Origin of the sequence: Pseudomonas sp. NBRC 100443, assembly GCF_030268185.1 — a bacterium.
Taxonomy (GTDB): domain Bacteria; phylum Pseudomonadota; class Gammaproteobacteria; order Pseudomonadales; family Pseudomonadaceae; genus Pseudomonas; species Pseudomonas citronellolis.
Genome location: NZ_BSQE01000021.1, coordinates 19,250 through 32,311 on the forward strand (window position 1 = coordinate 19,250; position 13,062 = coordinate 32,311).

At 70.8% G+C, this 13,062-nt stretch carries 8 protein-coding genes; 4 read left to right on the top strand and 4 right to left on the bottom strand.

Annotated elements, in window-relative coordinates; all coding sequences use genetic code 11:
- Positions 1 to 4: 4 nt before the first annotated feature.
- The 4 genes from QSJ95_RS24290 to QSJ95_RS24305 all read right to left on the bottom strand — a co-directional run bounded on the left by QSJ95_RS24290 (position 5) and on the right by QSJ95_RS24305 (position 8,707).
- Positions 5 to 904 (bottom strand): LysR family transcriptional regulator, encoded by a 900-nt coding sequence (locus QSJ95_RS24290; RefSeq protein WP_285645797.1) that lies wholly within the window; start codon positions 902 to 904, stop codon positions 5 to 7.
- A 303-nt stretch (positions 905 to 1,207) separates the two neighbouring features.
- On the bottom strand, positions 1,208 to 2,377 hold the full coding sequence (locus tag QSJ95_RS24295) for a GGDEF domain-containing protein (protein WP_285645798.1): 1,170 nt from the start codon (positions 2,375 to 2,377) through the stop codon (positions 1,208 to 1,210).
- 116 nt (positions 2,378 to 2,493) lie between these two features.
- Entirely contained in the window at positions 2,494 to 6,975 is a 4,482-nt protein-coding gene (locus tag QSJ95_RS24300) for a PAS domain S-box protein (RefSeq protein WP_285645799.1), read from the bottom strand.
- 40 nt (positions 6,976 to 7,015) lie between these two features.
- Positions 7,016 to 8,707, bottom strand: a complete 1,692-nt coding sequence (locus QSJ95_RS24305) for a putative bifunctional diguanylate cyclase/phosphodiesterase (RefSeq protein WP_043271758.1) — start codon at positions 8,705 to 8,707, stop codon at positions 7,016 to 7,018.
- 263 nt (positions 8,708 to 8,970) lie between these two features.
- Between QSJ95_RS24305 and QSJ95_RS24310 the strand changes: the two genes are divergently transcribed.
- From QSJ95_RS24310 to QSJ95_RS24325, 4 genes are all read left to right on the top strand, one after another.
- A complete protein-coding gene (locus QSJ95_RS24310; protein ID WP_285645800.1) occupies positions 8,971 to 10,662 on the top strand; it encodes a sensor domain-containing diguanylate cyclase in 1,692 nt (563 codons plus the stop codon).
- 60 nt (positions 10,663 to 10,722) lie between these two features.
- A complete protein-coding gene (locus QSJ95_RS24315) occupies positions 10,723 to 11,175 on the top strand; it encodes a GNAT family N-acetyltransferase (protein ID WP_009622497.1) in 453 nt (150 codons plus the stop codon).
- 69 nt (positions 11,176 to 11,244) lie between these two features.
- Positions 11,245 to 11,532, top strand: a complete 288-nt coding sequence (locus tag QSJ95_RS24320; protein WP_074978542.1) for a hypothetical protein — start codon at positions 11,245 to 11,247, stop codon at positions 11,530 to 11,532.
- An 865-nt stretch (positions 11,533 to 12,397) separates the two neighbouring features.
- On the top strand, positions 12,398 to 12,955 hold the full coding sequence (locus QSJ95_RS24325) for a tetratricopeptide repeat protein (protein WP_285645803.1): 558 nt from the start codon (positions 12,398 to 12,400) through the stop codon (positions 12,953 to 12,955).
- Positions 12,956 to 13,062 lie beyond the last annotated feature (107 nt).

Here is a 13,062-nt window from a genome sequence, read left to right on the forward strand (position 1 = left end):
TGGCTCATTCGGCCGGGCTTTCGCCGGCGAGGATAGTGCGCGCCTCGGCGAAGCATTTCTCCGCCAGGGCCGAACGCGGTTCGGTGCGCCGCTGCAGCAGGCCGATGGGGCTGTGGATGCTGGCGCCGGCGATGGGGGTGATGCGCAGGTGCTCGCTGAGGGTTTCCAGGCCGCAGTTCAGCGGCATGATGGCGCAGCACATGCCTTCGCCGATGGCCTGGATCAGCTGGAAGGTGGAGTCGCTTTCCAGCACCGGCAGCGGGTCCAGGCCGCGGCTGCGGAAGCTCAGGTCGACGGACTGGCGGTAGTGCATGCCCTTGCTCAGCAGCCCCAGGGGCAGGTCGTTGAGCTTGTCCCACTTGAGCTCGCCGTCCTCGAACTGGAAGTGCCGCACGTCGTGCAGCAGGCCCATGGTGGTGGTGGCCAGTTCCAGCACTTCGAAGTAGGTGGTGTTGACCTGGTCGAGGTAGCAGATGCCCAGGTCCAGCTGGTTGCGGCTGAGGCCGTCGATGATCTGCTCCGAGCTCATCGACGACAGCTGGAACTGCAGCTCCGGGTAGCGCTGGGACAGTGGCTTGAGCACCTGCATCGGGTTGAAGCTGGACAGCGGCACCAGGCCCAGGCGCAGGCTGCCCACCAGTTGCCCGCGGCAGCTGGCGGCCTCTGCCTGCAGGCCGTCGTAGGCGGCCAGCAGGGTGCGGGCCCAGGCCAGGATGCGCTCGCCGGCCTCGGTGAAGCCCTCGAAGCGCTGGCCACGGGTCACCAGCACCAGGTCCAGCTCGTCCTCGAGGTTGCGCAGGCGCATGGACAGCGTGGGCTGGGTGATGTGGCAGAGCGCGGCAGCCTGCCCGAAGTGGCGGGTCTGGTCCAGGGCGATGAGGAACTTGAGCTGCTTGATGTCCATGGGAGCTGCCTGTCGGGTAGTGGGGCCAAGGCCTGGCCGGCGTCATTTATCGATATGTAGCCGAACGTGCGGCGCTGCGCCGTCGGTCTTGTCGTGGGAATGCGGATGAGCGGCACGTTACCGGGCGCGGCGGGCGGCGTCCAATCGTTGCTGCCGACCGCCCGATAGGCCGGCCTCAAGCCGGGCAGGCCCTGCGAATCGCGGCAGGTCGTTCTCCGCTCGGCCGAAGGGGGCTTCCAGTTCGTTGTTGATGGCGTCCGGACCCCGGCGGGCCTTTCCCGGCCCGGGAACTGGCAGTGGCGGCTAGTCGCCGGCCAGGCACACGCGGTCGCGGCCCTGTTGCTTGGCCTGGTAGAGCAGGCGGTCGCAGCGGGCGAGCAGTTCGCCCGGCTCGGCGGCGCCGTCGGACAGCCCGCCGCCCAGGCTGATGGTCAGGTGGCAGCGGCGGTCGGGGCGCTTCAGGTGCTCGATGTCCAGTTCCGCCACGCGCTCGCGCAGGCGCTCGGCGACCTGGCGCAGCTCCAGCGGGCTGGCCACCTGCAGGAGGATGACGAATTCCTCGCCGCCGTAGCGGAACACCCGGGCCTGGCCGCTGCGCAGGGTGTCGGCCATGCAGTTCGCCACCTCGCACAGGCAGCGGTCGCCGGCGGGGTGGCCGTAGTGGTCGTTGAACGGCTTGAAGTAGTCGATGTCGGCCAGCAGCAGGGCGAAGGGCCGGCCGTGGCTGCGCATCTGCCGCCAGCTCTGTTCCAGGTGCAGGTCGAAGGCGCGGCGGTTGCCCACGCCGGTCAGCGCGTCGGTGGCGGCCAGGGCCTGTAGGCGCTGGTTCAGTTCGGCCAGTTCGGCGCGCTGGCGCTGGCCCTCCAGGTCGGCGAGGAAGGCCCGGCGCACGCCGTTGATGTTGGTCCAGCTGATGAACAGGCTGAAGGCCAGCACCGGCAGGTAGACCAGGGTGAACACCAGCAGCGCCTTGGGTTCGCCGGCGTGGATCAGCGCCACGTTGCCGAGGATCACCGCTGAGATGGCGATGGAGCAGGCCAGGATGCCGGCGAAGGAATAGCGCACGCCGAGGTTGCCGAGGACGATGAACACCACCGAGGCGTAGAGGAAGGTGGGCACCTCCGGCGAGGCGCTGCGCTTGAGCAGTTCGAACCAGGCGATGGCCGAGACGATGTCGTGCAGCGGCATCAGCAGATCCATCAGCAGCACGCTGCGGCTGTGGCGGAACACCAGGTAGATGTTCAGCAGGCCGACCAGGCTGAGCAGCCCGCGCAGCAGCAGCGACTGCAGGGCCATGTCCGGGATCAGCGCGGCGTCGGCGAGGACGTAGGCGTCGTAGGCCGCCATGGCGATGAAGTTGATCGCCAGCAGGAAGCCGCGGTAGTGCTGCAGCACATAGGCGCGCAGGGCCGGCTGCAGGTGCGCGGGGATGTGCCGCTCGCTGCTGGCCAGAGGGTGCTCGGGTAAGCTCATGACGCCCGCCTCATCGGGATGCCGCGCGCAGGCCCACGCCAGGCACGCTACTGCAGGAGTGTGTCGGCAACATGTCCGCCGGCTTGAGCGGACGCCGGCCATGCCCGCCGCGCGGCTCACAGCTCATCGAGCATCTCCCGGCCCAGTTGCAGCGCGCCCTTGAAGTCCAGGGCCTGGACCAGGTCGTTGAAGCGCAGGAACTGCCGCGGCCAGGCGTGCTGGTGGCGGGCCAGCGCCTCCAGGCGTTCGAGGGCGTCGAGGTTGCCCGACTCCAGCAGGCCGAGGATTTCCCCCACCCGCTCGCGCACCTGCGGGCGGCTGAGTTGCGCGGCGGTGCCCGGGGCCAGGCCGGGCGGTTCGGCGAACAGCGTCTGCAGCTCGGCCAGTGTCACCGCCAGCAATTGCCGCAGCTCGTCCACCGGCAGCGCGGCGAGGGCAGCGGCCTGCGCCTCGGCCGGGGTGCGCAGCAGGTCGCTCTCCAGGGCCGCGCAGCGCGCGGCCAGGGCACGGGCGCCCATGGTGCCGGCGCTGCCCTTGAGGGTGTGCAGCAGGCCGGCGCTGGCGCTCACGTCGCCGCTGCCGCGCAGGCTGTCGAGGCGCCCCAGCAGCTTGTCCATCTCCGGCTCGAAGCTGCGCAGCACGCGGTGGATCAGCTTCTCGTCGCCGCCGAAGCGGCCCAGCACGCTGTCGCGGCCCTCGACGATGGCGTCTTCCTCCGGCAGCTGCGGCGGCGCTTCCCGCGCGCGCTGCGGCGCCTCCAGGTGGGCCAGCAGGCGGTTGACCATGTGTTCCTTGTCGATCGGCTTGGCGATGTGGTCGTTCATCCCCGCCAGCAGGCAGGCCTCGCGGTCGGCCTGGGCGGCGTTGGCGGTCATGGCGAGGATCGGCAGGGCGGCGAAGCGGCCGTCGGCGCGGATCCGCCGGGTGGCCTCCAGGCCGTCGATGTCGGGCATCTGCACGTCCATCAGCACGGCGTCCAGGGGCACGCCGCCGTGGCACACCTGCTCGACACCCTCCAGCCCGCCCTCGGCCAGCAGCACCTCGGCGCCCTCGCTGGCCAGCAGTTCGGCGGCCACCTGGCGGTTCAGCGCGTTGTCCTCCACCACCAGCAGGCGCCGCCCGGCCAGGCGCCTGCTGTCGGCGGCGGGCGCCGTGGCCGGCTCGGCGGCCTGGCCGCCCAGGGCCTGCTGCACGCTGTCGGCCAGTTGCCGCGGGGTGACCGGCTTGGTCAGGAAGTCGATGAAGGGCGGGGTGTCGCCGTCGCGCACGTCGGCCAGCACCTCGCGGCCATAGGCGGTGATCATGATGATGGTCGGCGGCGTGTGCGCCCCGGCCTCGCGCTGGATCAGCCGCGCGGCGCGCAGGCCGTCGAGGTCGGGCATGCGCCAGTCCATCAGCACCACGTCGTAGCTCAGGCCCTGGCCCGTGGCCTCGCGGTAGCGCGCCACCGCCTGCATGCCGCCGCTGACCTGGTCGGCCTGCCAGCCCAGGGATTCGCAGGTGCGCAGCAGCAGTTCGGCGGCGCTGGGGTTGTCGTCCACCACCAGCAGCCGCAGCGGCCGGTCGATGACGGCGCAGCCGGCCTTCAGCGGGCGCTCGCCGACCACCGCCAGGTCCAGGTCGAACCAGAAGCGGCTGCCGAAGCCCAGCTGGCTTTCCACCTGCAGGCGGCCGCCCATCAGTTCCACCAGGCGCTTGCAGATGAACAGGCCCAGGCCGGTGCCGCCGAAGCGCCGGGTGGTGGAGGCCTCGGCCTGGGTGAAGCTGTCGAAGATGCTCTGCAACTGCGCCGGGCCGATACCGATGCCGCTGTCGCGCACGCCGATGCGCAGGCGCAGGCGGTCGCCCTCGCGGCCCAGCTGCCTGACGCTGACCACCACCTGGCCGTGGTCGGTGAACTTGATGGCGTTGCCGGCCAGGTTGATGAGGATCTGCTGCAGGCGCAGGGCATCGCCCAGCAGGCTGCCGGGCAGGTTGGGGTCGATGTCGAAGAGCATCTCGACGTCCTTGCTGCCGAGGTTGCCGGAGAGCACCACGGCGAGGTCGCGCATCAGCGTCTCCAGCTCGAAGGGGTGTTCCTCCAGCAGCAGCTTGCCGGCCTCGATCTTGGAGTAGTCGAGGATGTCGTTGAGCAGGCCGAGCAGGGCGGTGGCGGCGGAATGGGCCTTGTCTATGTAGTCGCGCTGGCGCGGGTTCAGCTCGGTCTGGCGGGCCAGGAAGAGCATGCCCAGCACGGCGTTCATCGGCGTGCGGATCTCGTGGCTCATGTTGGCCAGGAAGCTGGACTTGGCCGCGTTGGCGGCGTCGGCCTGCTCCTTGGCCTGGCGCAGCGAGGCCTGCATCTCGCGCTCGCGGGTGATGTCCAGGTTGATGCCGGTGACGCGCAGCGGCGTGCCGTCGGCGTCGCGCTCGACGCGGGCGGCGGCCTGGATGTAGCGCACCTGGCCGTCGGGGCGGACGATGCGGAAGGTCGGCTCGTAGTTGCCGTGGCCCTGCACCGCGGCGTTCAGGCTGGCGAGGGTGGCCGGGGCGTCTTCCGGGTGCAGGCGCTCGCGCCAGTGGCCGATTTTCAGGCCGTTGCCGTTGAGTTCCGGCGGCTGCTGGTAGAGCTCGAACATGCGCTCGTTCCAGTGCAGGGTGTCGTCGGCCGGGCGCCACCACCAGATGCCCAGGCCGGCCGCTTCGGCCGCCAGGGCGAGCTGGTCGTGGGCCAGGCGCAGGCGGTCCTCGGCGGCCTTGCGCTCGGTGATGTCGACGGCGATGCCCAGGTAGCCGCTGACCTGGCCGGCCTCGTCGCGCATGGCGGTGACCACCAGGCTCATCGGCACGCGGCTGCCGTCCTTGCGCAGGTAGGTCCATTCGCGGGTCTCGGCGCCTTCGTCCTCGGCCTTCTGCACCAGGGCGCGGAAGCCCGGCACCGGGCGGCCGTATTCCTCGCCCAGCTGGGCGGCGCGGCTGGCCACCTCGTCCTCCGGGTGCAGGCGCTGCGGCGTGGCCTGGCCGACCAGTTCCTCGGCGCGGTAGCCCAGCAGGCGCTCGGCGCCGCGGTTGAAGATGCGGATGATGCCGTTGGCGTCGGTGGCGATGATCGACACCTCCGAGGCCGAGTGCAGCACGCTGGTCAGCAGGCGGTTGGCCGCGGCGAGTTCGGCGGTGCGCTCGGCCACCTGGCGCTCCAGGCCGCTGTTGAGTTCGTGGATGCGCGCCTCGGCGGCCTTCTGCGCGGAGATGTCGCGCACCGTGGTCGAGGTGCCCACCACCTCGCCGTGGGGGCCGCGGATGGGCGAGGCGCTCAGCGATACGTCGATCAGCCGGCCGTCCTTGTGTCGGCGCTGGGTGTCGAAGGGCGGCAGGCGCTCGCCCTGGGCCACGCGGCGCAGCAGCGGTTCCTCTTCGGCCACCCGCTCGGCGGGCACCAGCAGGCCGTTGGCCTGGCGCCCGAGGACTTCCTCGGCGGTATAGCCGAGCAGCTTCTGCGCGCCGGCGTTCCAGCTGGTGATCTCGCCCTGCAGGTTCTTGCCGGCGATGGCGTCGGCGGAGGACTCGACTATCGCCGCCAGCCGCGCCTGCTGCTCCAGCACCTGGGCGCGGCGCTGGCGGCTGACCGCGGTGGCCCCGAGCAGGGCGGCCAGCAGCAGGCTGCCCAGGCAGCCGGCGCCGAACACCAGGGGCGGGGAGAGCGGGTGCAGGCGCTGGACGAACGCCGGGTGGGCGCTGAAGTCGATCTGCCAGCGGCGGCCGAACACGTCGCGCTGCAGGCTCTGCGGGTACAGCCGCGGCGCCTTGGCGTCGTCGGCGCTGCTGTAGAAGGTGTCGCCGGGCTCGCCGTCGGTCACGTCGGCGAGCTGGAAGTGCACGGCGGCGTCGTCCAGGCGCAGGTCGTCGAGCACCTCGCGCATCAGCAGCGGCGCGTAGCCCAGGCCGATGGCCTGGGCCTCGCGCTGTTCGATGCTGGCCGGAGTGACGCCGCCGCGGTAGATGGGCAGCAGCATCAGGAAGGACTGCTGGGTCGCGCCGGAAGCCTGCACCAGGGTGATGGGCGCGGAGAGCCGCGGCAGCCCGGTGCGCAGCGCCGCCTGGGCGGCCTGCTGGCGGCGCGGCTCGGAGGCCACGTCCAGGCCGATGGCGGCCAGGTTGGGCTGTTCCGGCTCGATGTACTGGATGACGTAGCGCTCGCCGGGGTTGGGCGTCACCTCGTGCACGGCGAAGTCCGGCCGGCCTTCGGCGCGGGCGTTGCGCAGGAAGTCGTCGAGCGCCTCGGCCGGCACCCGGCGGACGAAGCCGAAGCCGCGGGCGCCGGGAAACTCCCGGGCGACGTCGCGGGTCTGGGCGTAGCGGTGGAAGACCTCGCGGCTGATGTGCGCCTCGCCGGCGGTCAGTACCGCGCCGCGGGCGCCGCGCAGGCCGTACTGGTACAGCTCGATGCGCGCCAGCACGGTGTCGGCCAGGCGGTTGGCCTCCTGGGCCACGGCGGCGCGCGCCTGCTGCTGGTTGCCGCGCTGCACCAGGGCGGCGCCGAGGGCCGAGCAGAGCACGCCCAGGGCCAGGACGGCCCAGGACCAGCGGTTGAACCTGAGGTTGCCCGGTGTCGTCTTCACCCGATCCTTCCCGTTGCGGTCGTGCCCGTGGCACGGGTGGTCATGGCTGCAGGCCGGTGGCCAGCAGGCGGCTCATGTCGTCGCGCGGCACCGGGCGGCAGTAGAGGTAGCCCTGCATCACCGGGCAGCCCAGCGCCGCCAGCGCGCGCTCCTGGTTCGGGCATTCCACCCCTTCGGCCACCAGCTCCAGACCCAGGGCCTGGGCGAGCTTGATGATGGCCTCGATGATCGCCGCGTCGCTGCGGTCCTGGAGCATGTCGCGGACGAAGCTCTGGTCGATCTTCAACACGTCCACCGGGAAGCGCTTGAGGTAGGCCAGGCTGGAGTAGCCGGTGCCGAAGTCGTCGATGGCGATGCGTACCCCCAGCTCGCGCAGCGCCGCCAGGGTCTGGCGCGAGGCGTAGCGGTCGCTGGCCAGCACGCCCTCGGTGATCTCCAGTTCCAGGTTGCCCGGCTGCATGCCGGTCTGGGCGAGGATCTCGGCCACCTGGTCGACGAAGCTCTCGCTGCGGAACTGCACCGCCGAGATGTTCACGCTGACCGTCAGCGCGTGCCCGGCATCGTTCCAGGCGCGGGCGTCCTGGCAGGCGCGCAGGAGGATCTGCTGGCCGATGGGCACGATCAGCCCGGTTTCCTCGGCCAGCGGGATGAACTCCGCCGGCGGCACCAGGCGGCCCTCGCCGTCGCGCCAGCGGATCAGCGCCTCGACGCCGACGATGGCGCGCGTGGCGGCGTGCACCTTGGCCTGGTAGAACACCTCGAACACGCCCAGCTCCAGGGCCAGGCGCATGTGCCGTTCGAGCAGGTGGCGCTCGCGCATGCGCGCCTCGATGTCCGCCGAGAAGAAGCTGTAACCGTTGCGCCCGGCGGCCTTGGCCTGGTACATGGCGGCGTCGGCGTGGCGGTAGAGGTCCTCGGCGCCGTCGCTGTCGTCGGGGTAGAGGCTGATGCCGATGCTGGCGGTGAGGTGGTAGCTGGTGCCGCGGATGACGTAGGGCTCGCCCAGGGCCGCCTGCACCCGCGCGGCGAAGTCGCCGATGGCCTCCAGGCTGTGCACCTCCGGCAGCAGCACGGCGAACTCGTCGCCGCCCGGCCGGCACACGGTGTCCATGGCCCGGCACTGGCGGCTGAGGCGCAGGGCGGTCTCCTGCAGGATGGCGTCGCCCAGGGAGTGGCCCTCGGCGTCGTTGACCGCCTTGAAGTTGTCCAGGTCCAGCAGCAACAGGCCGACGCGCTGCTGGTTGCGCCGCGCGCCTTCGATGGCCTGGGCCATGCGGTCGGCGAGCAGGGCGCGGTTGGGCAGGTTGGTCAGCGGGTCCTGATTGGCGAGAATCTTCGCCATGTGCCGCAGGCGCGCGTGGGTGCGGATGCGCGCGCGGGCCACCGGCAGGTTCATCGGCTTGGTGATGAAGTCCACGCCGCCCATCTGCAGGGCGCGCAGCTCGTGGGACACCTGGTCGTAGGCGGTGACGAAGATCACCGCGGCGTCGTTGAGCTTGGCGTCGGCCATCAGCGCCTGGCACACCTCGAAGCCGTCCATGCCGGGCATCTCGATGTCCAGCAGGACCACGTCCGGGCGGATGCGCCGGGCCAGTTCGAGGGCCTGGCGGCCGTCCGAGGCGAAGTGCGTCACGCCCAGCCCCCTGGCCGCCTCGCCCAGCAGCTGTATGTCGCTGACCTGGTCGTCGACGATCAGGATGACCGAGTCGAAGTTACGCGGATCTTCCGGCATTCCATTGCTCCAGCGGAACACTTTTGTAGGAGAATTCTGGTGTAGGAAAATTCTGGCATGAGGCTAGCCTAGATTACGAAAGCCTACCTCTGCATGATGGCGAATTGGCATGTTTTCTCGGGAATGCCGTGCGGACAGTGGCCGATGAGCTGTGTCTGTCAGCTGATGGGCTGTCATGACGCCAGAACGCCATTATGGATAGACTCGAAACGACGGCCGACTTTCCCGGCGGTTCCCTGGGTGCCTGAGCGAGCAGTGTGCAGATGCAGTCCGTGAGTACGGGATACGCGATGGAGAGTATGGGCGAGCGCCACCATGCCGGGCTGCTGCGCCTGGCGTTGGGCCACCTGGCCCTGGATGCGGCGGCGCTGATGCGCGATGACGGCGGCGCCTGGCGGCTGTGCGCCTGCCTTGGCCTGGGCGCCGAGGACAGGGCCTGGCTGGAACGCCCGGGCGGGCTCCCCGACGACGGCGCGGCGGCGCTGGCCGCGCGCTGGGCGTTCCGGCACCTGTGCCCGCTGCGCTCGGCCGACGGCCTGCCGCTGGGGCAGCTCTGGCTGCTGGGCGAGCGCCCGCGCGAGCTGGACGCTCCCCAGGCCGAGGCCCTGGCCGAATACGCCGGCCTGGCCGCCGCGCTGCTGGAACTGGAGCGCGGCGCCGAGCGCACCCGCATCACCGAGCGGCGCCTGGCGCTGGCGGTGGAGGGCAGCGGCACGGGCATCTGGGACCGCCACGTGCCCAGCGGCGTCATCCATTATTCCTCCGGTTGGAAGGCCCTGCTGGGCTACGCCGAGGACGAGATCGGCGAGCGCATCGAGGAAAGCTACGCCCGCGTGCACCCGGACGACCTGGCCTACGTCAGGGCGACCATGGAGGCGCACTTCGCCGGGCAAACCGCGGCCTACGAGGTGGAGCACCGCATCCGCCGCAAGGACGGCAGCTACATGTGGGTGTGCAGCCGCGGCAAGGTGGTCGAGCGCGACGAGCAGGGGCGGGCGCTGCGCATGCTCGGCACCACTACCGACATCACCGCCCAGCGCGTGCTGGCCGAGAAGCTGCGGCAGAACCTCGAACTGCTCACCGACCTGACCAACGAGATTCCCGGCATGGTCTTCCAGTACCGCCGCCTGCCCGACGGCTCGGCGCGCTTCCCCTACGTCAGCGCCGGCAGCCGGGAAATCTACGGCATGGCCCCGGAGGAACTGGCCGACGGCCCCACCGAGCGCATCCGCGCGATCATCCACGACGAGGACATGCCGCGCTACCTGGCCGCGCTGGAGGCCTCGGCGCGGACCCTGGTGCCCTGGCAACTGGAGTACCGCGTGCAGTTGCCGGACCAGGGCCTGCGCTGGCGCCAGGGCAACGCCCACCCGCGCCGCCAGGCCGACGGCAGCGTGCTCTGGCACGGCTTCATCACCGACATCACCGAGCGCAAGCGCATCGAGGCCGAGCTGCAGGTGCTGGCCACCACCGACTTCCTCACCCAGTTGCCCAACCGGCGCTGCTTCATGCACCAGCTGCAGGCCGAGCTGGGCCGCGTGCAGCGCGGCGGCGAGCGCAGCGCCGCGGTGCTGATGTGCGACCTGGACCACTTCAAGGCGATCAACGACCGCTGGGGCCACGCGGTGGGCGACCTGGCGCTGCGCCATTTCGCCGACGTGCTCGCCGGCCTGGTGCGGCGCAGCGACTGCGTCGGGCGCATGGGCGGCGAGGAGTTCGCCGTACTGCTCAGCGATGCCAGCCGCGACAATGCCGTGGCCTTCGCCCAGCGCCTGCAGGAGCACCTGGCGCAGACGCCGCTGCTGCATGCCGGCGAGCGTATCCCGCTGACGCTGAGCATCGGCGTGGCCGACATGCTCGCCGGTGACGCCACGGCCGAGGCGGTGCTGTCGCGCAGCGACCTGGCGCTGTACCGCGCCAAGCAGGCCGGGCGCAACCGCATCGAGTACCTCTGAACGGGCCGGATGGCCTGCCTTGGGCTATGGTGCAGGGAGCACCGCCCAAGGGAGGCCACCGTGAACCCGCAAGTCGAAGTGCAGGTCGCCGGCCCGGACGAGGAGCCGCTGCTGGCGGCCATGCTGCCGGGCTACCTGCGCGAGCTCGGCGTCGAGTCGGACCTGTACCCGTACCTGGCGCTGTACTGGCTGGAGCCCGGGCGCCGGCCCTACCTGATCCGCGTCGACGGCCAGGTGGCCGGCTTCGCCCTGGTGCGCGCCCTGGAGCGGCCGGGGCTGCACGAGCTGGCCGAGTTCTATGTCGGCCAGGCGTTCCGCCGCCAGGGCGTGGGCCGCGCCGCGGCCTGGACGCTGTTCGAAGGGCAGCCCGGCGACTGGCAGCTCAACGTGCTGACCGGCAATCGCAACGCCCTGGCGTTCTGGCTGCGGGTGGTGCCGTGCGGCACCGTGCCGCTGCCGGTGGACGATCCCGAGGCCTGGCCGCACCTGCGCTTTCGCTTTCACGTCGGCTGACCCTTGCCAGGCGCCGCCGCGCCGGGCAGATTGGCGCCCGCATTCATTTCCCCAGCCCTGGAGCCCTTCATGCCGCACTTCACCGCCACCGTCACCGTCAGCGCCGAGCACCGGGGGCGCGAAACCGAGGCCGTGGACAACCCGGCCATTGCCGTCGAGCTGCGTACCCTGGAGCCGGGGGTGATGGAGCTGGTGTTCCAGGGGCAGCTGGATGCGCCGGAGGAGCCGAGTCACGTTTGCGTGAGCCTGGACAATGGCCTCAACTACTACGGGCCGATCACTGGCGGCAGTGCGGATGAGAAAGGTGGGCGGATCAGTTTCGAATGCGACATGGTCGAGCCCGAACTGCTGGTCTGATCGCCCGGCCCCTGTAGGAGCGAGCTTGCTCGCGAACGGAGTTTCCCGGCGGAGTAGATGCTGGGTTCAAGAGCGCCCTCTCCCCAACCCTCTCCCTGAAGGGAGAGGGGGCTGTCCTGAGCGGCTTGTCGGTCAGGCGCCATCCTCACACCTTCGTCATTCCCGCGAACGCGGGAACCCAGTGGCTTGGGGGCTTGGTGTAGCGCGCCGCACCGAGTCTGCGGAGGTTTTTTGTTTCGCCCCCTCGGGCGAGTCCCTTTTGTCAAACGGTGGAAGGCCACCCCCGCAAAAAGGAACCAAAAAGGCTTGCCCCAACATACGGGCCCGATGAAGCCGGGCTACCCCCACGAACTCCCCCGCCACGGAGGCCCGCCCCGAGGGTACGTCCCTGTAGCCCGCGGGGCTCTCGCGACATCCATGTCGCATGACCTCCTGAGCGGGGGCTTCGTTCGGCCTTCTGAAGGGGCGCTCCGGAGTGCGCGGAGGTTTCTCTGGAAATCCGAATCGCGGACAGAGTCCGCTCCTACGGTTCCAGGAAGCACAGCTTTTCGTAGGATGGCGTTGAGCGAAGCGATACCCATCACCTCGGTGCAAGGGAGTCGCTCCTACGGTTCAGGGAAGCACGGGCGTAGGAGCGGACTCCGTCCGCGATTGGACTCAACGCCCCCGCTGGACACCCCGGTGGCACGAATGGCCCCCTCTCCCGCTTGCGGGAGAGGGCTGGGGAGAGGGCGCTCTTAACCCCAGGTGCATAGGGCTCCGGTGCCTCCGACGAACGGCCGAAAAACCGCCCTGCGCACCGAATAACGCCCCACCCTTGGGTGTTCACTCCTGGCCACCCCCGCCGTTGCCAGGAGATTCCGCCATGACCCCGCGCCCCGTCTTCCGCCTTCCGTCGCTGCTGTTGCTGGCCTGCCTGGGCGCCGTGCTTTCCGGCGGCCCGCTGCAGGCCGACGGGGGCGGCGGCAACGATGACGACCGCTCCCAGGCCGCGCCCGACTGCCCGGCCGGACAGGTCCGCGAGCGCGCCGAGCAGCGCTGCGTCGAGCAGACCAGCGCCAGCCTGGGCGACGCCGACCGCACCGCCTACGCCTACCGCCTGGCCAAGGCCGGACGCTACCAGGAGGCCCTGGCGCTGCTGGACAGCCTGCGCCAGCCGAACACCGCCGAGGCGCTCAACTACCGCGGCTATGCCACGCGCAAGCTGGGTCGCGTGGATGAAGGCATCGGCTACTATCTGCAATCAGTACGCCTCGATCCGCAGTACGCCAAGGTGCGCGAGTACCTGGGCGAAGCCTACGTGACCCAGGGGCGCCTGGACCTGGCCCGCGAGCAGTTGCGCAGCATCCAGGGGCTCTGTGGCACGGGCTGCGAGGAGTACCGTGACCTGGCGCAGGCGATAGCCGCGTCCGCGACCCTATGAACGAGCGCAGCCAGACGCTGTGGCCGCCGGCATGGGAGCACCCGCGGACCCCGGCCGTGGTGCCCGAGCGTCATCCACCCGGCCCGCCGTCGCGGCGGCCGCGCAGC